The sequence below is a fragment of the Tessaracoccus oleiagri genome, from assembly GCF_900103275.1.
GTDB classification, from domain to species: domain Bacteria; phylum Actinomycetota; class Actinomycetes; order Propionibacteriales; family Propionibacteriaceae; genus Arachnia; species Arachnia oleiagri.
Window position 1 is genome coordinate 231,094 of the sequence record NZ_FNGP01000004.1, and the last position, 20,709, is coordinate 251,802.

At 71.7% G+C, this 20,709-nt stretch carries 16 protein-coding genes; 4 read left to right on the forward strand and 12 right to left on the reverse strand.

From position 1 onward, the window contains the following. Window positions 1–195: 195 nt before the first annotated feature. A complete protein-coding gene (locus BLR46_RS11710; RefSeq protein WP_093252411.1) occupies window positions 196–720 on the forward strand; it encodes a hypothetical protein in 525 nt (174 codons plus the stop codon). 46 nt (window positions 721–766) lie between these two features. On the opposite strand, the gene BLR46_RS11715 is transcribed toward BLR46_RS11710, so the two are convergent. After that, window positions 767–2,575 carry an alpha/beta hydrolase family protein gene (locus tag BLR46_RS11715; protein ID WP_093252413.1) on the reverse strand — a complete coding sequence of 603 codons (1,809 nt, stop codon included), beginning with the start codon at window positions 2,573–2,575 and terminating at the stop codon, window positions 767–769. Window positions 2,576–2,683: 108 nt separating this feature from the next. On the opposite strand from BLR46_RS11715, the gene BLR46_RS11720 reads away from it, so the two are divergent. Next, on the forward strand, window positions 2,684–3,181 hold the full coding sequence (locus BLR46_RS11720; protein WP_245701678.1) for a DUF3145 domain-containing protein: 498 nt from the start codon (window positions 2,684–2,686) through the stop codon (window positions 3,179–3,181). 70 nt (window positions 3,182–3,251) lie between these two features. Here the strand turns inward: BLR46_RS11720 and fabF are convergent, their stop codons facing one another. From fabF to BLR46_RS11755, 7 genes are all read right to left on the reverse strand, one after another. After that, window positions 3,252–4,508, reverse strand: a complete 1,257-nt coding sequence (gene fabF / locus BLR46_RS11725; protein WP_093252416.1) for a beta-ketoacyl-ACP synthase II — start codon at window positions 4,506–4,508, stop codon at window positions 3,252–3,254. A 73-nt stretch (window positions 4,509–4,581) separates the two neighbouring features. Continuing rightward, window positions 4,582–4,827: an acyl carrier protein gene (locus BLR46_RS11730; protein ID WP_093252417.1), complete on the reverse strand. Its 246-nt coding sequence runs from the start codon at window positions 4,825–4,827 to the stop codon at window positions 4,582–4,584. A gap of 27 nt (window positions 4,828–4,854) precedes the next feature. Continuing rightward, window positions 4,855–5,838: a beta-ketoacyl-ACP synthase III gene (locus tag BLR46_RS11735; RefSeq protein WP_093252418.1), complete on the reverse strand. Its 984-nt coding sequence runs from the start codon at window positions 5,836–5,838 to the stop codon at window positions 4,855–4,857. Between the two features lie 14 nt (window positions 5,839–5,852). After that, window positions 5,853–6,764, reverse strand: a complete 912-nt coding sequence (locus BLR46_RS11740; protein ID WP_093252419.1) for an ACP S-malonyltransferase — start codon at window positions 6,762–6,764, stop codon at window positions 5,853–5,855. Window positions 6,765–6,905: 141 nt separating this feature from the next. Further along, entirely contained in the window at window positions 6,906–8,105 is a 1,200-nt protein-coding gene (locus tag BLR46_RS11745) for a PucR family transcriptional regulator (protein WP_093252420.1), read from the reverse strand. A 17-nt stretch (window positions 8,106–8,122) separates the two neighbouring features. Continuing rightward, window positions 8,123–9,868, reverse strand: coding sequence for a DEAD/DEAH box helicase (locus BLR46_RS11750; protein ID WP_093252421.1), 1,746 nt, complete (start codon window positions 9,866–9,868; stop codon window positions 8,123–8,125). Between the two features lie 63 nt (window positions 9,869–9,931). Continuing rightward, a complete protein-coding gene (locus BLR46_RS11755) occupies window positions 9,932–11,416 on the reverse strand; it encodes a gluconokinase (RefSeq protein ID WP_093252427.1) in 1,485 nt (494 codons plus the stop codon). 104 nt (window positions 11,417–11,520) lie between these two features. Here BLR46_RS11755 and BLR46_RS11760 point away from each other — a divergent pair, with 104 nt between their 5' ends. Further along, entirely contained in the window at window positions 11,521–12,888 is a 1,368-nt protein-coding gene (locus BLR46_RS11760; protein WP_245701679.1) for a TIGR01777 family oxidoreductase, read from the forward strand. Between the two features lies 1 nt (window position 12,889). Here the strand turns inward: BLR46_RS11760 and BLR46_RS11765 are convergent, their stop codons facing one another. From BLR46_RS11765 to BLR46_RS11780, 4 genes are all read right to left on the reverse strand, one after another. Beyond that, window positions 12,890–14,788 (reverse strand): patatin-like phospholipase family protein, encoded by a 1,899-nt coding sequence (locus BLR46_RS11765; protein WP_093252430.1) that lies wholly within the window; start codon window positions 14,786–14,788, stop codon window positions 12,890–12,892. 25 nt (window positions 14,789–14,813) lie between these two features. Next, complete coding sequence (locus BLR46_RS11770; protein WP_093252434.1) at window positions 14,814–15,671, reverse strand: HNH endonuclease family protein; 858 nt, start codon at window positions 15,669–15,671, stop codon at window positions 14,814–14,816. Further along, on the reverse strand, window positions 15,671–17,683 hold the full coding sequence (locus BLR46_RS11775) for an AAA family ATPase (protein ID WP_093252436.1): 2,013 nt from the start codon (window positions 17,681–17,683) through the stop codon (window positions 15,671–15,673). The genes BLR46_RS11770 and BLR46_RS11775 overlap by 1 nt, the downstream gene beginning before the upstream one ends. A gap of 64 nt (window positions 17,684–17,747) precedes the next feature. Then, window positions 17,748–19,742, reverse strand: coding sequence for a heavy metal translocating P-type ATPase (locus tag BLR46_RS11780; protein WP_093252438.1), 1,995 nt, complete (start codon window positions 19,740–19,742; stop codon window positions 17,748–17,750). A 111-nt stretch (window positions 19,743–19,853) separates the two neighbouring features. Here BLR46_RS11780 and BLR46_RS11785 point away from each other — a divergent pair, with 111 nt between their 5' ends. After that, window positions 19,854–20,660, forward strand: coding sequence for a TrmH family RNA methyltransferase (locus BLR46_RS11785; protein WP_093252441.1), 807 nt, complete (start codon window positions 19,854–19,856; stop codon window positions 20,658–20,660). Window positions 20,661–20,709: the final 49 nt, after the last annotated feature.

Below are 20,709 nucleotides of genomic sequence, written 5' to 3' on the forward strand. Positions count from 1 at the left end.
GCTTGAGCGACGCGGAAGTGTCACTCTGCGCCCATAAGCTGATCCCGCTGCCATCCACTTGAGGAGCCGCAATGGCCCAGTGGCGTCTACGTCCTCGAAGCACCCGACCTGTGTCCGCGGAACCGCCCGTTTGGCGGTCTTCGACGGTTAGAGTCAGGCTCACCTCTATGAACGGGAGTTTCGATGGAAACCTGGATGTGGATCGTCATTGCCGTGGTGGTGCTCATCGTCATCATCGCCGTGATTCTGCTGGTTGTTCGCCAGCGACAGCAGCGCGAGGAGCAGGCCCGTAGGGAGGTGGAGAACCGCCGACAGGCAGAACAGCTGCGACACCACGCGGAGGAGCAGGACATCGAGGCCCGCCGGCGGGAAGCGGATGCCCTCGCCGCACAGGCAGAGGCGGTGCGCGCCAAGGCCGAGGCCGACCGCAAGGAGCAGGAGGCGCGTCGCCGCGCGGAGCAGGCAGAGAGATTGCGCTCACAGGTCGACGAGGAGAAGGCTCGTGCCGCAGCGCTCGACCCCGATGCCGATCGCCAGTCAGATGAGCGGGCCGAGCGGCATCACGACGCGGTGAGCCGCGACCCCAGGGCCGAGGATCGCCCGCAGCACGGCGATCCAGCGGCGGACTCGGACCACGACCTGGACGCCGACCGCACGGGAGACCGCGACGTGCACGGGCGTGAGAGCTCCAATGAGCGGGGCACCCCGCCCCGCGTCTGACCGGCTCGTTGGCTGACTTGGCTGACCCGTTCCCGATCGGCGCGGGCTACAGGTTCTCGATCTGCAGCTTCGGCACGTCCTCGCTGAGTGGCAGGCCGAAGACCTGCTCGAGGAAGCTGACCTCGGCCTCCAGCGCCTCCCGCCGTGCGGCGAGCGCTCGGAAACCGTGTCCCTCGTCCTCGAACGTGACCACCGCCAGCGGCTTGCCCGCCCGGCGCACCGCGTCCGCCATCTCGTAGGCCTGCTGCGGTGGCACGACCTTGTCCTCCAGCCCTTGGAGGATGAGCATCGGCGTGCGCAGGCGGTCGAGGTGGTGGATGGGGGAGCGCTCCCTGTAGGTGGCCTCCGCCTCGGGCCACGGGCCGACCAGCGAGAACGGGTACCGCGACTCGGCCTTGTGCGTGTGCTGGAGCAGCGTCTCCAGGTCGCCGATCCCGTACCGGCTCAGGCCCGCGGCGAACACGTCGGTGGTGACGAGCGCCTGCAGCGTGGTGTAGCCGCCGGCGCTGCCGCCCTTGATCGCCACCCGGTCGCGGTCGATCCGGCCCTTCTCGGCGAGGTCCTCCACGACCGCGACGACGTCCTCCACGTCGGCGATGCCCCAGTTCAGCTTGAGCGCGTCCCGGTACTCGCGGCCGAACCCGGTGGAGCCGCGATAGTTGACGTCGGCGACGGCGAACCCGCGCGAGAGCCAGAACTGCACCTCCTCGTCGAACGACGCGGTGGCCTGCGTCGTGGGGCCGCCGTGCGTCTTCACGATCAGCGGTGGGCGCTCGACGCCGGGCGGGGCGTAGAACCACGTCTGGACGAGCCCGGTCCGGTGGGAGACGGGCTTGGCGATGCAGGTCGTCTCCTCGCCGCCGGCCAGCACCGTCGTCGTGCCGGTGGGGCTGAGCTCGATCAGCTCGGAGGGGCGGTCGGCGAAGTCGGCGATGACGTAGATCCGGCTGTCGTACGTGGCGATCGAGTTGATCCACACGGTGCCCGGCAGCGGATAGGTGACGCCGCCGTTCGACGGCTGCCAGAGCGCCAGCCGGCCGTAGCCGCCGACGATCTCCATCGCGGCCACGACGTCGCGGTCGACCGCCACGGCCGACGGCCGGTCCAGCACCCAGACCGGGGTGTCGCAGTCGTGGTCGACCATCCACGAGCGGCGCTGGTCGCCCTCGACGACGTGCCAGTTCCAGTAGCCCGACTCGTCGGAGGTGTACGCCAGTACGCCCGGCGCGAGCCACATCGGGTGCTGCGCGCTCACCCCGTCGGCGGCGAAGACGCAGTGCGGGCTCTCCGGGTTGTCCAGCGGCGCCGTCCAGATCGACGAGGTGTCCCAGCTCATGTAGGGGTGGTCCCACTGCTGCCAGGCGACCACGCCGTCGCGGATCCGGGGGCCCGCGTAGAAGTCGGCGCCCGTCGCCACCACGACGTCGTCCCCGCCGTCGAGCGGGATCGCCACGACCTCGCTCTTCGGCTCCGGGGTGGCGTCGTGGTCCTCGCGGACCGCCACGACGACGCCGTCCTCGAGGTGGAGGTGCAGGCCGCCGTAGAAGTAGCGGCTCTGGGGCGGGGTCAGCGCACGGGCGCCCTGCTCGTCGAGGATGAAGATCTGGTTGGTGCGGTCGTCGTTGAAGACGACGGTCCCCAGCTCGGCGTCGAACGCGCCCCCGCCGTACTCCATGACGCGGGTGCGCACCGACGCGTCGGGGGTGACGTCCACCGTTTCGCCGTCCACCCGACGACGCACCGTGATGCGGCCGTCCTCGGCCGCGATACCCGCCAACCAGTAGACACCGGAACTGGTGGCGCGCACCTGCGAGATCGTGTCGCGGCGCTTGATGACGAAGTCCAGAGGGAGCATGGATTCACCCTATACGGGTTGTCTACCCGCGTCCGCTCCGGCAAGATAAGGGCTACTACCTGGTCACTGATCGCAGGGGAAGGCAATCAGAGCCGACCAGGAGGAAAAATGAACCGAACGAACAGCCACGCGGCGAGAGGCATGATCTTCATCCACTCGACGTCGGCCGCGCTGCGCCCGCACGTCGAATGGGCCATCGCCGCCGCGCTGGACGCGCAGGCGCAACTCGACTGGACCGACCAGCACGCCGAGGCCGGTGCGCAACGCGCCGAGTTCTCCTGGGTCGGTCGCGTCGGCACGGGTGCCAAGCTGGCCAGCGCGCTCTCCCGGCTCGGGCGCGTCCGCTTCGAGGTGACGGAGGAGCCGACCCCCGGTGCGGACGGGCAGCGGTTCATGTACACGCCCAGCCTCGGCTCGTTCTCCGCCATCACCGGCGTCCACGGGGACATCCTCGTCCCGGAGGACCGCCTGCGCCACGCCGCGGCCAGCGGCGACCTCTACCACGCGCTCGACGCGCTCCTCGGCCGGCCCTGGGACGACGAGCTGGAGTACTTCCGGCACGCCTCCGAGGACGCACCGGTGCGCTGGCTGCACCAGGTCGTCTGAGCGACCTCCCCGGGACGCACGAAGTCCCGCCCCCGAACCTGGCGGGGGCGGGACTTCGTCTGCCCGGGTGTCAGTCGGTGACGTTCTCGTTGGTGACCACCACGGCGACGTTGTGGCCGCCGAAGCCGAACGAGTTGTTGACCGCGGCGAGGTCGCCGTCACGGAGCTTCCTGGGCTCCTTGGCGATGTCGATCCCGAGGCCCGGCTCCTCGTTCTCGAGGTTGATCGTCGGCGGCACGAGGCGGTCGCGCAGCGCGAGCACGCTCGCCACCGTCTCCAGCGCGCCGGCGCCGCCGAGGAGGTGCCCGGTCATCGACTTGGTGGAGGTGACGATGACGTCGTCGGTGGCGTCGCCCAGCGCGGTGCGGATGGAGCCGGCCTCGGTGACGTCGCCCTGCGGCGTGGAGGTGCCGTGCGCGTTCACGTGGACGATGTCGCGGGGGCTGAGGCCCGCTTCGCGGAGGCCCTTGATCATGGCCTGCGACTGGCCGTAGCCGTCGGGGTCGGGCTGCACGAGGTCGTGGGAGTCGGCGGTGATGCCGGCGCCGGCGACGGTGCCGTAGATCTTGGCGCCGCGCGCCTTCGCGTGCTCGAGGGTCTCGAGGACGAGCATGGCGGCGCCCTCCGCGAGGACGAAGCCGTCACGGTCGACGTCCCAGGGGCGCGAGGCGCGCTCCGGCTCGTCGTTGCGGCGCGACAGGGCCTGCATCTGGGCGAAGGAGACGATCGGGAAGGGGTGGATGACGCCCTCGGCGCCGCCCGCGAGCACCACGTCGGCGCGGCCGAGGCGGATCATGTCGACGGCCAGCGCGATGGCCTCGTTCGACGAGGCGCACGCGGAGACCGGGGTGTGGATGCCGGCGCGGGCGCCGACCTTCAGGCCGATGTTGGCCGCGGGAGCGTTGGCCATGAGCATCGGGATCGTGAAGGGGGAGACGCGTCGGAGGCCCTTCTCCTTCATGACGTCCCACTGCCCGACGAGCGTCTGCAGGCCGCCGATGCCGGTGGCGGCGGTGACGCCGAGGCGGTCACGGTCGACGGGGTTGTCCTCCCCGAGGCCGTAGCCGGCGTCGGCCCAGGCCTCGAGTGCAGCGACCATCGCGAGCTGCGCGGAGCGGTCGAGCTTGCGGGCCTCGACCCGGTCCAGCACCTCGGTGGGGTCCACCGCGGCCTCACCGGCGATCCGGGTGGGCAGTTCCTCAGCCCACGGCTGCTGCAGCTTGCGCACGCCGGAGCGGCCGGCGAGCATGCCCTCCCAGGTGGACGCGATATCGCCGCCGAGCGGTGAGGTGGCGCCGAGGCCGGTGATCACAACGGTTGTCGACATGGTGTGCTCCTGAGGGGGACGGGAAGACTGGGGAGGTGGGGTGGGGCGACGGACGCCGCCCCACCTGGCGCGGTCAGTTGCTTGCGCGCTCGATGTAGGCGACGGCGTCGCCGACGGTCTTGAGGTTCTTGGCGTCCTCGTCGGGGATCTCGACGCCGAACTTGTCCTCGCATTCGTAGATGATCTCGACCATCGACAGCGAGTCGACGCCCAGGTCATCGACGAAGGACTTGTCCAGCTGGACGTCCTCCACTGCGACGCCGGCGAGGTCGTTGACGATCTCGGCGAGCTGCGTGCGGATCTCTTCGGTGCTGGCCATTGCTGGCTCCTTTCTTTCGGTATTCGATCAGGGCAGGGTGATGACCTGGCCACCAAAGACCAAGCCCGCGCCGAAGCCGATGATCAACGCGGTCTGGCCGCTCTTCGCCTGCCCGGAATCGAGCAGGGCTTCCATCGCCAGCGGGATCGATGCCGCCGACGTGTTCCCCATGTGGTGGATGTCGCGAGCCACGACCACGTCCTCGGGGAGCTTCAGGTGGCGCAACATCGAATCGGTGATCCGGTTGTTCGCCTGGTGGGGGATGAAGACGTCGAGCTCGTCGGGGGTGAGCCCGGAACGCTCGAGCGCCTCGTGGGCCTTCTTCGCGATCTCGGTGGTCGCCCACTTGAACACGGTCCGGCCGTCCATGTGGATGTAGGCGTGGTCGCCCTCGATCTGTCGCCAGTCGTCGATCACGATGACCTCGTGGCCGGCGGGGTCCGAGCCCCACACGGTCGGGCCGATCGCGGGCTCGTCGCTCGGGCCGACGACGACCGCGCCGGCCCCGTCGCCGAACAGGAAGGCGGTGGAGCGGTCCGAGATGTCGAGGTACTCGCTGAGCACCTCGCTGCCCACGACGAGCACGTGCTTCGAGGTGCCGCCGCGCACGAGCGAGTCGGCCATGCCGACGCCGTAGGAGAACCCCGCGCAGGCCGCGGAGATGTCGAACGCGGCGGGATCGCCCATGCCGAGGTCGTTGGCGAGGATGGTGGCCATGGCGGGCGTGTTGAGGTAGTGCGAGACCGTGGAGACGATGACGGTGTCGATGTCAGACGGGGTCAGCCCGGCGCGCTCGATGGCCTTGCGGGAGGCCTCCTCCGCGAGCGTCAGCGCGGATTCACCCTCAGCGACCCACCGGCGGGACTGGATCCCGGTGCGCTGCTCGATCCACTCCGGCGTGGAGTCGATCATCGTGCACATTTCCTCGTTGTCCACCACGCGGCTGCCGCGGGCGCCCCCGACACTCAGGATGCGGCTGTACTGGGCGCCTTGGGAGATGGTGATCGGCATGTATTCGTGACTCCTCAGCCGTGGTGGTGTTGGGCGGCGAACGCGCGGGCGTCGTCGAGCTGGTCGGGGGTGTTGAGGTTGAAGAGCTCGACGTCCTTCAGGTTGCGCTTGGCGATGCCGGTCAGCGTACCCGCGGGGGTGAGCTCGAGGAGACCCGTGACGCCGAGCTCGCGGAGCGTGTCCATGCACAGGTCCCAGCGGACGGGGTTCGCGACCTGGTTGACCAGCCGCTCCAGGACCTCCTGGCCGCGCTCGACGACGGCGCCGTCCCGGTTCGACAGGATGCGCACCTGCGGATCGGCGGGGGTCATCGCGGCGGCCACCTCTCGGAGCGCGTCGACGGCGGGCGCCATGTGGACGGTGTGGAAGGCGCCGGCGACGCTCAGCGGAACGAGGCGCGCGCGGCGGGGGGCGTTCTCCGCCAGCTGCTGCAGCTGCTCGACCGTGCCGGCGGCGACGATCTGGCCGGGCCCGTTGTTGTTGGCGGGGGTGAGGCCGGCGGCCTCGATGGCGGCGAGCACCTCGTCGACCTGGCCGCCGACGATCGCGGTCATGGAGGTGGGACGGGCGGCGGAGGCCTCGGCCATCGCGCGGCCGCGCACGGCGACGAGGCGCATGGCCTCCGTCTCGCTCAGCACGCCGGCCAGGGCGGTGGCGGCCAGCTCGCCGACGGAGTGCCCGGCGACCACGTCGCAGCCGGCGTCCAGCGCACGGGCGGTGGCGATGCCGGCGGCCACTAGGAGCGGCTGGGCGATCGCGGTGTCACGGATCGTGTCGGCGTCGGCCTCCGTGCCGTAGCGGGCGAGGTCGAGGTCGGCGGCCTCCGAGAGCCCGGCGAGGGTGGCGGCGAACTCCTCCGACTCGAGCCAGGGAGAGAGGAAGCCGGGGGTCTGGGCGCCCTGACCGGGCGCGACGATTGCGAGCACCCCTACACTCTGCCCGAGCGGGGTGGGCCGAGGTCGGATCGGTTGCCACGAAAAAGCCGCAGGGCGGCTTGTGGGAACCGGACAAGGACTCCGGCCGAGGACGAGGTCAGCGGGGCGCGCCCGTTGTGCGACACCGTGAAATCACGCCCGTGTGTTCTGCAGCCGGCCGAGCGTGATCGCCATCCGGAGGATGTAGGCCTCGCGGGAGTTCGCCGGGTTGTAGCCGGTGATCTCGGTGATCCGCTTGAGGCGGTAGCGGACGGTGTTCGGGTGGACGAACATGGCCCGGGCCGTGGCCTCCATCGACGAACCGTGGTCGAGGAAGCTGACCGCCGTCTCGAGCAGTTCCTTGTTGGACGCGAGCGCCCCGTACACCTCGGAGGCGAGCATCCGGCGGGCGTGCCCGTCGCCGGACAACGCGCGCTCGGGCAGGAGGTCGCCGGACAGGAGCGTCGTCGGCCCCTCCGGCCACGCCCTCGCGGCGCGGTAGCCGGAGGCCGCCTCGCGCGCGGATTGGGAGGCCTCGGCCAGCGAGTCGACGACGGGGCCGATCACCACGGGCCCCTCGGCGAAGAAGTGGTGGAGCTTGTCGATGGCGTGGCTGGTCTCGACGGGGGAGGTCACCGACCGGCCCCCGAAGATGCAGACCAGCCGCTCGCCCTGCGGGCTGGCGAGCATGTCGAGCCCCACCTTGCCCGCCGCGCGGCGGAGCACGTCGATGTTGGTGTCGGGGCGCACGCCACCGATGGCGACGGTGACCTTGCTTTCCGTGTCCCAGCCCAGGGTCGAGGCCCGGGACAGCACGGACTCGTCGGTCTCGGCCCGCACGACGGCGTCGATGACGGAGGCCTCGATGCGCGAGTCCCACGCGCCTCGGGCCTCGGCGGCGCGCGCGTAGATGGCGGCGGCGGCGAAGGCGACCTCACGGGAGTACTGCAGGATCCCGAGCTGCAGCGCGGGACGGTCGTTGCGGGGGAGCAGCTGCCCGATCTGTTCCTCGACCACCTCGGTGGTGGTGCGGACGAGGTCGACGGTCTGGCGCAGCGAGATGCGGCGCGCCATCAGCCGGGGCGCGACCTCGAAGATCGACTCGGGGTCGAAGTGCTCGCCGGCGAGCCAGGTGACGAACCCGTCGATGCCGGTGCGAGCCACCATCGAGATCCAGGAGCGCGAGTCGGCGTCGAGTCGCGTGAACCAGGGGTGCCGGGCGTCGAGGGCGGCGATCGTCGCGGTGTTGATTTCGCTGCTGACTGCGCGGAACCGCTTGACGAGGCCCGCCTTGCCGCGCACCGGCTGCACGGGCGTGGGCGCGCTCGCCGACCGCTGGGGATTGGAAATCATTGCGTCAGCTTATAGCTCTACGACCGGAGCCATTCGGTGATCATGGCGATGCGTTCCTCCACCTGCTCGCTCGACGCCTGCGCCAGCGTCGGCCCGCCGCACTGTCGGCGCAGGTCCGCGTGGACGTGGCTGTGCGGGACGGCCCGGATGCGCGCGTACTGGGCCACCAGCGAGTTGAGCTGCTTGCGGCGATCGGCCATGGCGCGGTGCAGCGCCACCTGCGGTTCGCGCTTGGTCTGGTGCTCCCGGCGCTTGACCTGGCGACGCTGCCGCTCGGCGAGCAGCGTCTTCACTTGGTCGGCGTCGAGGAGGCCGGGCAGTCCGAGGTAGTCCTGCTCGTCCTGGGACGCGGGCTCGGCGAACATGCCGTACTGCTGCGCGTCGAAGAGGACGTGGTCGAACGTCGCCGACGACTCCATGGCCTCGAACTCGCCGAGCAGGGCGTCGGAGGCCGACTCCTTGCGGTTGGCTGCCTCCATCTCCGCCTCGGACTCGGCCCAGAGGCCCTCGTCGGGATCCTGCGAGCGGCGACCGAGGACGTGGTCGCGCTGGCGCTCCATGGACCCCGCGTGCCCGAGCAGGACCGGCACGGTGGGCAGAAACACCGTCGCGAGTTCGCCGCGCCGGCGGAGCCGCACGAAGCGCCCGACGGCCTGCGCGAAGAACAGCGGCGTCTGGGTGGCGGTGGCGTAGACCCCGACGGTGAGGCGCGGCACGTCGACGCCCTCCGAGACCATCCGGACCGCCACCATCCAGCGCTCGTCGGACTGGCTGAACTTCTCGATGCGCTGGGAGGCGCCGGCCTCGTCGGACAGGACGACGGTGGGCTTCTCGCCGGTGATCGACTGGAGGACCCGGGCGTAGGCGCGCGCCTGGGTCTGGTTGGAGGCGATCACGAGCCCGCCGGCGTCGGCGATGTGGCGGCGGGTCTCGGTCAGGCGCTTGTCGGCCGCCGACAGCACGGCGCTGATCCACTCGCCCTTCGGGTCCAGCGCGGTGCGCCACGCCTGGGCGGTGATGTCCTTGGTGAGCGGCTCGCCCAGGTTGGCGGCCACCTCGTCGCCGGCCTTGGTGCGCCAGCGCATCGGGCCGCCGTAGGTCATGAACACCACCGGCCGGACGACGTGGTCCTTAAGCGCGTCGGCGTAGCCGTAGGTGTAGTCGGCGCGGCTGATCCGGGCGCCGTCGTGGGCCAGGTCGTAGGTGACGAACGGGATGGGGTGCTCGTCGGAGCGGAAGGGGGTACCGGTGAGCAGGAGGCGCCGGGCGGCGTAGTGGAAGGCCTCGTGCAGCGCGTCGCCCCAGCTGCGGCTGTCGCCGGCGTGGTGCACCTCGTCGAGGATGACGAGCGTGTCCTGGCTGAGGCAGATGCCCTCGTACACCCATGGCCGCACGGCGACGCCGGCGTAGGTCATGGTGGAGCCGACGAACTCCTTCGACCTCCCGCGCTTGGCGTTGTTGCCGGGGTCGAGGTGGATGCCCACGCGGGCGGCGGCGTCGGCCCACTGCACCTTGAGGTGTTCGGTCGGGGTGACGACGATGATGCGCTTGATCTTGCGGGCGTCCAGCAGGTCCTTGGCGACCTTCAGCGCGAAGGTCGTCTTGCCCGCGCCGGGGGTGGCGACGCAGAGGAAGTCCTGCGGCTCGCCGGCGTGGTACTGCTCGAGCGCCTCGGTCTGCCAGGCGCGCAGGCTCGACGCGGTCCCCCAGGCGGCGCGCTGCGGGTACGCGGGCGAGAGATGCTCGAAGGCGGCGGAAGACACGCTGCCGAACTTTACCCGCGGTCCCGATCCGGGCAACCCGGCCGGAGGGGGCGTGTCGCGGGATCAGCGGAGGTCGGAGCCGAGCCGCCCGAAGCGCTGCAACAGTTGCGGCACGCGGTAGTGCATCTCCTCGTAGACCGCGCGCGTGGCGTCGGAGACCTCGACGTGGGTCTCCACCGCATCGCCGCGCAGCAGCCGGTAGCCGGCCTCGAGGTCGGGCACGACGCCGAGGGCCGTCGCGCCCAGGATCGCCGCACCCAGGCCGGTGCCCGCCTCCGCCGCGGTCACGGTCAACGGCCGGTTCAGGACGCCGGCGACGACGTCGCGCCAGACCTGCGAGCGGAAGACGCCGCCGGTGGCGCGGATCTCCTCGACGCGGTTGATCATCCGGAGCCGCCGCAGGATCGTCCACAGCTGAAAGGCGACCCCCTCGATGCCCGCGCGGATGAAGTGGTCCGGGGTGTGCGCCTGGCGGACGTGCAGGAAGGCGCCCCGGATCTCCGCGTCCCAGAGCGACGCGCGCTCGGCCACGAGGTAGGGGATCATGACCAGGCCGTCGGCCCCCGGGGGGACGTGCGCGGCGCGACGGGCGGCCTCGGCGTCGTCGGCCCCGGGGGCGTAGGTCTCGGTGAGCCAGCGCTGCACCATGCCGCCGTTGCTGACCGCGCCGCCGGCGACCCAGACGTCTCGGGTAAGGGCGTAGCAGAAGAGGCCGGAGACGACGGCCGGGTTGCGCACCACCATGCGGACCGCGCCGCTGGTGCCGATGGAGAGGCCCGCTTTGCCGGGTTCCATGGCGCCGGTGCCCAGGTTGCCGAGCGGTCCGTCGCCGGCACCGACCACCACCGGCAGCCCCGCAGGGAGGCCGATCCGCGCCGCGGCCTCGGCGGAGAGGGGGAGCACGTCCGTGGTGTCGAGGATGGGCGGCAGCTGGTCGGGCCGGATCCCCGTGAGCTCGATCGCCTCGTCGTTCCAGGCGCGGGCCTCCATGTCCAGCAGTCCGCTGCCCGAGGCGGTGGAGAGTTCGGTGACGACGCGTCCCGTGAGCACCGCGAGCAACCAGTCCTTGAGCCCCGTCCAGTGGGCGGTGCGGCGCAGGATGTCCGGGTGGTGCTCCCCGAACCAGCGCAGCTTGACCATGGGCGACATCGGGTGCGTCGGGGTGCCGCTGGTGTAGTGGAGTCGGGGGCCGGTGGCGTGCTCGTTCAGCGCCTCCGCCTGCAGCCAGGCGCGCGAGTCGGCCCAGGTCAGCAGTTCCGTGACGGGGCGGCGGTCGGCGTCGAGGCCGATGAGGCCGTGCATCGCGGTGCTCACCGAGATGCCGATGATGCGCCCGGCGTCGACGCGGGAGACCGCCTCCCGCAGCGCGTCGAGCACCCCGGCCGCGATGGTGTCGGGGTCCTGCACGTGCCAGCCGGGCGCCGGGTTGAGCATCGGGTACTCGACGCCGACCGTCAGCCGGAGGACCCCGTCGAGGGAGAACAGCGAGGCCTTGGCGGCGGTCGTTCCCACGTCCAGGCCCAGGATGACGTCACTGGCGGTGCTCATGCCGTCAGCCTAGGTGGAATGCCTCGTCAGGCACCTGATCGTGCACCGAGTTGCCGTGGGCGGACGTAGAGTTGGGGCAAAGCTGCCGACGTGAGGGGTGCCCCGTGACGTTCACTAGTTCAGAGGTGGTGGAGTACCCGCTCGCCGAGGTCTGGCGGTGGTTCACCTCGCCGGGCGCGATGACGCGCCTGACGCCGCCCTTCATGGGGATGCGCGTGGTCAGGGAGGCCGACAACGTGCGCGACGGCGTGGCCGTCCTGCGGCCGGCGCTCCCGTCGCCGGCGCCCGACCTCGCCGTCCTGCCGAAGTGGGTGGCGAAGCACGACCCGGGCGCCTACGTCGAGCACCGGCGGTTCCTCGACCGCGCCACCTCCGCGCCCTACCGGCAGCTCACCGGCTGGGTCCACGACCACCGCTTCGAGGAGGCCGAGGGGCACACCCGGGTCATCGACCGGGTGAGCGCGCGGGTCCCGGACGCGGTCCTCGAGCCCATGTTCACGTTCCGCACCAACCGCCTGCGCGCCGACCTCGCGGCGCTCGGCCGTTCGCGGCTCTTCGGCGACGACCGCCGGGTCACCGTGGCGATGACCGGCTCCTCGGGCCTGATCGGCACCCAGTTGCGGGCCTGGCTCACCACCGCGGGGCATCGGGTCATCCGGCTGGTCCGGAGCCTGCCGCACGGCCCCGACGAGCGCCGCTGGGACCCCGACGACCCTGCCCCCGAACTGCTCGACGACGTGGACGTGCTGGTGCATCTCGCCGGCAGCTCGATCGCGGGTCGCTTCACCGACGCCCACAAGCGCAAGCTTCGCGAGAGCCGGGTGGAGCCGACGCGTCGCCTCGCCGAACTCGTGCGCGACAGGGCAGGGCAGACGGCGATGGTCTCGTCATCGGCCATCGGCTACTACGGCGCCGACCGCGGCGAGGAGGTGCTCACCGAGGACTCCGAGCCGGGCGAGGGCTACGTCGCCGAGGTGGTGGTGCAGTGGGAGGACGCCTGCCAGCCGGCGCGGGACGTGGCGAGGGTGGTCAACGTCCGCACCGGCATCGTGCTGAGCGCCTCCGGCGGGGTGCTCGGCGTGCTGCAGCCGCTCTTCCGCCTGGGGCTCGGCGGACGCATCGGCGACGGCCACCAGTGGTTCTCCTGGGTGGCGCTGGACGACCTCGTCGACATCTACGTGCGGGCCATCCTCGACGAGCGGGTCGCCGGACCGGTCAACGGCGTCGCGCCACGGACCGTGCGGAACTCCGACTTCACGCGGGTCATGGGTGAGGTGCTGCACCGGCCGACGCCGCTGCCGGTGCCGGAGTTCGCGCCGACGGTGTTGCTCGGCCGGGAGGGGACGCAACAGTTGGCGACCGCCGACCAGCGGGTGCTGCCGACCGCGCTCGAGGGGTTGGGGCACACCTTCCGGTTCCCGCACCTAGCCCCGGCGCTGGCCCACGAGCTCGGTCGCGAGCGCCGGGCCTGAATCAGTCCGCGCGCTCCTCCAGGCCGGCGGCGGTGCCATCGTCGGGGACCAGCCGGAGCAGGGGCGCGGGCTTCGGTGCCGAACCCTCCAGCACGTCGTCGCTCCACTGACCGGCCAGGTCCATCACCTGCCCCGTCCGCCGGTTCAACTCGGCGCGTTGGGCCTGCGTGACCTTGTAGGAGGGGAGCGGCGCCGACGCGTCGGGTCCGGCGAAGTCGCGGTAGGGCGTCGTGCCGGGCTCATCGTGTTCGTAGGCCTCGGCGAACTGCCGCAGCCACTGGGCCAGCCCCGACGTCGCGGTGCGGAACCGCACCCAGCGGTGGTTGTCCCAGCCTTTCGCGGTGCCGGATCCCGGGGTACCTGCGAACGCACTGACGAGCTTGGCCGCGCCCTCGCGCCCGCGTTCGGCGAGGTCCGTGACCACCGGCGCCGGCATGGAGAGGTTCATGCCGCCCTCCTTATCGTCATGGAAGACGGTGACGATCCGGTCCCGGTACCCGGGCATGACCACCTGCGCCCCGTCGACCCACTCCCGTGCGGTGTGCACCATGAGCAACAGGAAGCCGGCCCAGGCACCCACGCCCCGCGTGCCGAGGGGGTACCAAGGCCGCTGCAGCCCGCCGAGGTTGCTGGTCGGGAGGTAACTGTTCTCCGCCTGGTTCGTGGACTTCTCCGTCCCCGGCGGGAAGGGCCCGAGGTTGAACGCGAATGTTGGGTGCCTCGGCAATGGGCTGTCGAAGAAGTGCACCGGCAGGTTCGCGCACAGGCCACCGTCGGTGAACCACACGCTGGAGAACGCCGGCGCGGGCAGGGACGAGAGCGCCTCGTCGACGGCGCCGCCGGGATTGGCGCTGCGCCACCTCGCCGCCGCGTCGGACGCCTCCCAGTTCGACGGCTGCGTGAAGTCGACGGCATAGAGGCGGACCGCGGTGATGAGGGCGGGGAAGCTCAACGACATCCTTGTGGCGACGATCACTGGCACGTCGTCGGCCGCCGGCCACGGACGCAGCCGCCCGGCCTGGGCCCGTCGCAGCCGCGTCTCGAAGCTGCGGCCCGGCTCGTCGGAGAGCGGTGGGGGGTTCGCCACCATCCAGTCCACCAACTCACCCGGGAACAGCCCGCGGAACTCGTCGGGATCGAAGAAGTACTCCTGCGTCCGCCAAGGCATCGCCATGGGCTGGTGGCGGGTGAGGTTCGTCGTCATCACGCGCAGGGTGATGCCGGCGCGTCGCAGGTCGCCGAAGGTCACGGGCCCCGTGCCGGGTTCGCGCCCGGCCAGCGCCTGGATCTTGTCGTGCAACCAGGGCGTCAGCGGCTTCGCGTCACCGGCGTCCACGCCCTCCATCCCGGTGCAGAGGCCGAAGCCGTCACCGGCCACCCGGCCGGCGGCCCTGAGCGCGCCGAACACGGTCGCGAAGCCGACCCCCAGCACGGCCAGCAGCAGGCCGGCCACGACGCCCACCCCGCGGGCCAGCCCGTCGCCGAGCGCGCTGAGCACGACGACCAGCACCCCGGGGAGCGCGCCGAGCAGCGCCTCCACCCAGAAATTGCGCAGGAGTCCGCCGACGAGCGCCGGGATGGGGGAGCCGCCCGCCCGCTCGGTCGCCGACGACATCAGCCGGAACAGCGGGGCCCCGTTACGCGTGGGCTGGAAGAAGGACGCCAGCGTCGAACGGCCGTCGGGACCGGGCTCGGCGAGGTCGGCGGGCATCCGGTCCAGCTCCTCGAAGCCGCCCGTGGCCCGGCCGAGCTCCGCGGCGGCTGCCGCTGCGGCCGCGATGGCGCCGGCGGATGCACCGCCGACGCGGCTCAGCCGGTAGGTGCGGGCCAGTTCGGCCACTGCCCGCGGGTAGATCACCCCGCTGGTGATCCCGCCCTTCATGACGATGTCGCACGCCATGGCGGGGCGATGGGTTCCTCGGTGGTCATGGTGGTCCTTCCGGAGGTCCGAAGAGCTTCTGCCGGTAGACCGCGACGACCTGTCGGCACATGAGGCTGTAGGGGGCGTGGCCGTCGACGAAGCGGCTCACCTCGGCGAGGCGACGCGTGTACTGGTGGAGCAGGGCCGTGTCGGTGGGGTGGCGCGCGACGTTGTTGCGGGCGTCGACCACGGACTCGAGATGCGCCAGGAGGAGCAGCAGCCGGTCACGACGGGCCGCGCGCAGCCCCCGGCGCTGCAGGGCGCACACGGCGATCGTCGCCGCGCCCTTGGCGCTGCCGTTCCTGGGGCGCACCCAGCCGTCGTCCACGGTTCCGGTGCCCCAGACGAACTCGAGGTGCTTCTCGGGGTGGTCGAGGTACGGGTGCAGCAGCAGGCGACGCTCCGACTTCTCGGCCCCGGGCGCCGTGGCGCGGGTGGACTCGGAGGCGAGGGGGAAGGCGTTCGCTTTGCCGGCGGTGAGCGGCCCCTCCTCGCCGGGGAGGTCCTGCTTGCGGGGGCTGTTGCAGTCGGTGCAGGAGGGGAGGAGGTTCGCCCAGTCGCTCGCCAGCCAGTAGTAGCCGGGCGGCACGCGCTTCCCACCTATGGTGACCTCCCCCTTCGGCCGGTAGTGCTCGATCGCGACGGGCTGCGTGGACGCGTAGTACGTCTCGCAGTACGCGCACTTGCCGCCGAAGGCCTGTTCGAGCGAGGCCCGCACGTCGGGGGCCTTGTACGCCTTGTACTTGTCGTACTTCGCGACGCCGTCCCAGTTCGCGTAGAACTGCAGGGCGGCCTCGCGCTCCTTGAGCGCGCCCTCCGACGCGAGGCTGGGCGGCGGGGGAGGCCTGCGGACCCGTCGCATCATCCACCGCCGGGGAGGCGCTCGTCCCAGAGTCGCGACAGCGTGGCCGTGACCTCGGCGCTCGTCGGCGCCACCTGGTCGCCGGTCTCGCGGCGCTGGGCGATGTACTCGGAGGCCGAGTTGAGCAGCAGGCGCTCCCGCTCCGTGGTGCCGAACTGCTCCAGCTCGTCGAGCCGAGTCCGCACGCGGTCCAGGCGGCGACGCTGTTCCTCGCTCGGGTGGGTGGCGGCCATGAGGCGGTAGTAGTTCTCCCACAGCTCCGAGACCTCGGGGTCGTCGGTGCTGCCCAGCCCGAAGTGCTCGGAGGTGAGCAACTGCTCGACCCGCATCCCGGTGACAGGCGGCAGGTCGGTCAGCGTCACGATCTCGCCGTCGCTGTTGCGCCGCATCACCACGACCTCACCGTCCACGACGCCGCGCAGGCACAGCGGGTCGTGGGTCGTGACGACGAACTGCACGCGCGGCATGAGGTTGCGCAACGCGGACACGATGCGGAGCCGCCATCGAGGGTGCAGGTGGGCGCCGATCTCGTCGATCAGCACGATGCCCTCCGCGAGCGCCGTCTGGTCCCACATCCGCAACACGCTGCGAAGGATGTCGCAGGCCATCACCACCATGGACTGGTAGCCGTCGCTCAGCGTCGCGAGGTCCGATCGCGCCCGGCCCTGGACGAGGAACACCTGGTCCGCGTCCCGGACGAGCGAGGAGTCGGGGTCGAGCGCCAGCATCTCGTGGATGCCGAGCGCGACGTCGGCGAACGTGTCCGCGTCCAACGACAGGAGCCAGGAGCTGGGGTCGGTCAGCGGCGCGAGCGGGTCGAACAGGTTGTCCACGCGCACCACCCGCTCGTCGGGGGTGGGGGAGGGGGTCCGCGGAAGGAGCCGGGTCGCCCCGTAGCCCAGCAGCAGGGCGGGCACCGGCTCGGGACCGGTGAACACGGTGTCGCCGCGCGACCACTCCAGCCTGAGCGGCTCCGGCGTCCCGGAGAGGTACACCTCGACGAGCCCCTTGCGGGCGCCGTGGCGCAGGAACTTCCGCGCGTCGATGCCGAGCCGGCGCCGCTGGTCGCCGCCCATCAGCGTGAGGGCGATGGCGTGCAGCACCGAGCTCTTGCCGCTGCCGTTCTCGCCGAGCAGCACGGTCCACGGGCCCCGGTCGCTGGTGGAGCGCGAGAGGTCCAGCTCCAGGTCCCGGATGGGGCGGAAGTTGCGGATCTCGACCCGCTCGATCCAGCGGGTGGCGCCGAAGTACTGGGCGCGCTCGTCTCCACCCATGTGGGCGGTGAGGTCGTAGACGGGCGCGCTCGACGGCGGCGGGGCCGGGGGAGGCGGCATGGCTCCCGGCAGCGGCGCGGAGTGCGGCGGCGGGGCCGGGGCACCGGAGGTCTCCGGGCCCGGGCGGACGCGCAGCGAGGGGAACGAGATCCCGTCGTCGACGCCCTCGAGGACCGAGAGCCGCGCCTTGACGAGGAAGTCGCGGTTGAGCGCGAAGATGTCGCAGGTCACGCGGCCGCGTTCGGTGAGCGGGGTCACCGTGCCGTTGGTCTCGAACCGCAGGTGCTCGTTCGGGTCGTCGAGCGCGGGATCGAGGAGCAGGGGAGACTCGACGGTCAGCGGTTGTCCCTGCCTGGCGCGGCGTCCCTGCACCGGGAACCGGGTGCCGCGGGCGCGGACGCAGTCGGCGCAGGCGGGATACAGGTTGGACCACTCGTAGGTCAGCCACCAGTACGACTCGAGGTCGACGTCACCGGCGAGTCCCACTGCGCCCCAGGCCGGGCGATGGTGCGCGACGAGCGCCGAGTCGGAGCCCTGGGGCTCGAGACGGCGCTCGCAGTAGGCGCAGGTCCCGTCGGTCATGGCGAGCAGCGCCTCGACCAGTTCGGGCTCACGGAGCACGGCGTCCGGTTCGGGCCCGCGCGTGCGCTTGTGGGACCAGGCGCGCGCGAGCTCCCACGTCAGCCTCGCGCCCACCGCGCGGAGGACAGCCGGTTCCTCGGGCCGCACCAGACGCATGCCGCCACCCCCTTGGGCTGATTATCCTCCGGGGGCGGCGGCGAGGGAAGGGTTTCCTGATCCTTCAGCCGGCGACGGATTCCTGCGCAGGGGCGGAGACCGTGGCTCGTCGCGACGCGGTCGCGTCGGGACGGCCGTCGACGTGGCGCAGCAGGCGCATGGCGTTGAGGATGACCAAGAGGACCGACGCCTCGTGCACGAGCATGCCGACCGACATCGTGACACCCCCTGCGAAGACCCCCGCGAGCAGCGCGACGACTGTCACCAGGGCGACCGCGATGTTCTGTCGCATGACGCGGACCGTGCGCTTCGCGAGCCCGATCGCCTCCGGGAGCTTGAGGAGGTCGTCGCCCATCAACGCGATGTCCGCCGTCTCGACGGCCACCGCGGAGCCGGCCGCACCCATCGCGGCGCCGATGTCCGCCGTGGCCAGCGCCGGGGCGTCGTTCACACCGTCGCCCACCATCGCGACGGTGTGTCCCTGGCTCTGGAGCTCCGCGACGCGCTCGAGCTTGTCCTCGGGCAGCAGCCCGGCGTGGACCTCGTCCACTCCCGCGGCCCTGCCGACGGCCTCCGCCACCAGCCGGGTGTCACCGGTGAGCATGACCACCCTGCCGACGCCGGCCCCGTGGAGGCGCCGCACCATCTCGGCGGCGTCCTCCCGGATGCGGTCGGCGACGCCGATGACGCCAACGACGCTGCTGCCCACGGCGACGATCATCGGGGTACGGCCCTCGGCGGCCAGTGTGCGAGCGGCCTCGGCGGCCTCGGCGTGGGGGGCGATGCCGAACTGGTCCAGCAGCGGGACGTTGCCGATCAGCACCCGATGCCCGTCGACGTGCGACACGATGCCCTTGCCGGGGACGGGCTCGACGTCGGTGGGGAGTCCGCGCGGTGCGAGGCCCTCCGCCGCCGCAGCCTCGAGCACGGGGCGGGCGAGTGGGTGCTCGGAGCCTGCCTCGGCGGCGGCCGCCCACCGGAGCACGTCGGCGCGGTCATGACCGGCCTGCAACACCACCACGTCGGTCAGTTCGGGCCGGCCCTCGGTGAGGGTGCCGGTCTTGTCGAGCGCGACGACGTCGATCCTCGCGGATGCCTCCAGGTACTCGCCGCCCTTGATGAGGATGCCGTTCCTCGCGGCACGCCCGATGCCGGCGACGATCGCCACCGGGATGGAGATCACCAGGGCACCGGGGCAACCGATGACCAGCAGCGTCAGGGCGAGGACGACGTCCTGGGTGACCAGCCCGGTCACCAGCGCGAGCAGGAACACGGCAGGCGTGTACCAGGTGGAGAACCGGTCGATGAACGCCTGGGTCCTCGCCTTGGCGTCCTGGGCCTCCTCGACCCGGTGGATGATCCGCGCGAGGGTGGTGTCGGCGCCGACGCCCGTGGCGACGACCTGCAGGAAGCCGCCGCGGGAGACGGTGCCGGCGAAGACGCGGTCGTTCTCCGCCTTCTCCACCGGGATCGACTCGCCGGTGATCGACGCCTCGTCGATCGCGCCGGTCCCGGCGACCACCGTCCCGTCGACGGGCACCTTCGCCCCGTTCTTCACGAGCACCACCTCGCCCACGCCCACCTCGGACGCGGGGACCTCGACCTGTTCGCCGTCGCGCATGACGATCGCGCTGTCCGGCGCCACCGCGATGAGCTCGGCGAGTGCCGAGCGGGTCTTGTTCAGGGTGGCGGCCTCCAGCGCGTGGCCGATGGCGAACAGGAACGTGACCGCCGCCGACTCCCAGAAGTTGCCGATGACGATGGCGCCGATCGCCGCCACGGAGACGAGGAGGTCGATGCTGAGCTGCCGGAGCAGGAGGCCCCGCACCGCCTTCACCGCGATGCCGTAGCCGGCGACGATCGCGGCGGCGAGCATCAGGGCATCCGCGACGGTGAAGACGGGCGAGCCCGTGGCGTGCTCGGCGGCGTCCAGCCACCACTGCCCCGTGAGGACGGCGTCCGTGCCCGCACGGTCGACGACCCAGGACGCGACGATGAGGAGGCCCGAGACGGCCGGCACCCCCCACCTCCCGCGCACCCACTGGTGGATCCTGTTCATGGTTCTTCCCTTTCATTCACGCTTGCTGATGCCTCGAAGCTACGAGCGATCGCCGGTGCGCTCCATGACCTGGATCAATCGAGCGGGGCGCCGGCGGTAGGGTGGCTGACCGTGGCCCTACTGATCCCGATGGAGGACGTGGCGGACCGGCGGCTCGAGGAGTTCGCCCGGCTCCGCGACTCGCAGCTCCGCACGAGGCTCGAGACCGAGCGGGGGCTCTTCGTGGCCGAGGGGGAGAAGATCATCCGACGCGCGGTGGAGGCGGGCTGCCGTCCCAGCGCCTTCCTCCTCACTCCCCGCTGGCGCACCACCCTCGTCGACGTGCTGGACGGCTTCCCGGACGTCCCCTGCTACGTCGGGACCGAGGCCATGATCGAGGCGGTCAGCGGATTCCACGTCCATCGGGGCGCCCTCGGCACGTTCCACCGGCCGGCCCCGCCGTCGTGGGCGGAGCTCCTGGCGACGGACCGCCTCGTCGTGACCCAGGGCCTGGTGGACCACGCCAACCTCGGCTCGATCGTCCGCATCGCCGCGGCGCTCGGGTGGGGCGGCCTCGTCGTGAGCGAGACCTGCGCGGACCCCCTGTACCGACGCAGCATCAAGGCCTCCATGGGCTCGGCCCTCCAACTGCCATGGCGCCGCATGGACGACGACACGACCGACCTGCGCCGCATCAGGGAGGCCGGTTTCACGCTCGTGGCCACGACGCTCGGCGACGACGCCGTGCCGCTTGAGACCGTGCCGCCGGGCGGGAGGCTCGCGCTGCTCCTCGGCAACGAGGGACACGGCCTGCCGGATGCCTGGCAGAGGGAGGCCGACGTGCGCGTCACCATCCCCATGGCTCGCGGTGTCGACTCGCTGAACGTGGCGGCCGCCGCCGCGATCTGCGCCTACGAGCTGCGGCCCACCGCGCCGTGAGCGGCGCAGGCGACCCCGGCGCCGGTAGGATCGCCGGCGACCAGGCCGC

What these genes read in the sequence shown, in the direction of transcription:
- BLR46_RS11710 (WP_093252411.1), top strand. Translation starts at nt 196, where the DNA reads ATGTGGATCGTCATTGCCGTGGTGGTGCTCATCGTCATCATCGCCGTG.
- BLR46_RS11715 (WP_093252413.1), bottom strand. Translation starts at nt 2,575, where the DNA reads ATGCTCCCTCTGGACTTCGTCATCAAGCGCCGCGACACGATCTCGCAG.
- BLR46_RS11720 (WP_245701678.1), top strand. Translation starts at nt 2,684, where the DNA reads ATGAACCGAACGAACAGCCACGCGGCGAGAGGCATGATCTTCATCCAC.
- fabF (WP_093252416.1), bottom strand. Translation starts at nt 4,508, where the DNA reads ATGTCGACAACCGTTGTGATCACCGGCCTCGGCGCCACCTCACCGCTC.
- BLR46_RS11730 (WP_093252417.1), bottom strand. Translation starts at nt 4,827, where the DNA reads ATGGCCAGCACCGAAGAGATCCGCACGCAGCTCGCCGAGATCGTCAAC.
- BLR46_RS11735 (WP_093252418.1), bottom strand. Translation starts at nt 5,838, where the DNA reads ATGCCGATCACCATCTCCCAAGGCGCCCAGTACAGCCGCATCCTGAGT.
- BLR46_RS11745 (WP_093252420.1), bottom strand. Translation starts at nt 8,105, where the DNA reads ATGATTTCCAATCCCCAGCGGTCGGCGAGCGCGCCCACGCCCGTGCAG.
- BLR46_RS11755 (WP_093252427.1), bottom strand. Translation starts at nt 11,416, where the DNA reads ATGAGCACCGCCAGTGACGTCATCCTGGGCCTGGACGTGGGAACGACC.
- BLR46_RS11765 (WP_093252430.1), bottom strand. Translation starts at nt 14,788, where the DNA reads ATGGCGTGCGACATCGTCATGAAGGGCGGGATCACCAGCGGGGTGATC.
- BLR46_RS11770 (WP_093252434.1), bottom strand. Translation starts at nt 15,671, where the DNA reads ATGCGACGGGTCCGCAGGCCTCCCCCGCCGCCCAGCCTCGCGTCGGAG.
- BLR46_RS11775 (WP_093252436.1), bottom strand. Translation starts at nt 17,683, where the DNA reads ATGCGTCTGGTGCGGCCCGAGGAACCGGCTGTCCTCCGCGCGGTGGGC.
- BLR46_RS11780 (WP_093252438.1), bottom strand. Translation starts at nt 19,742, where the DNA reads ATGAACAGGATCCACCAGTGGGTGCGCGGGAGGTGGGGGGTGCCGGCC.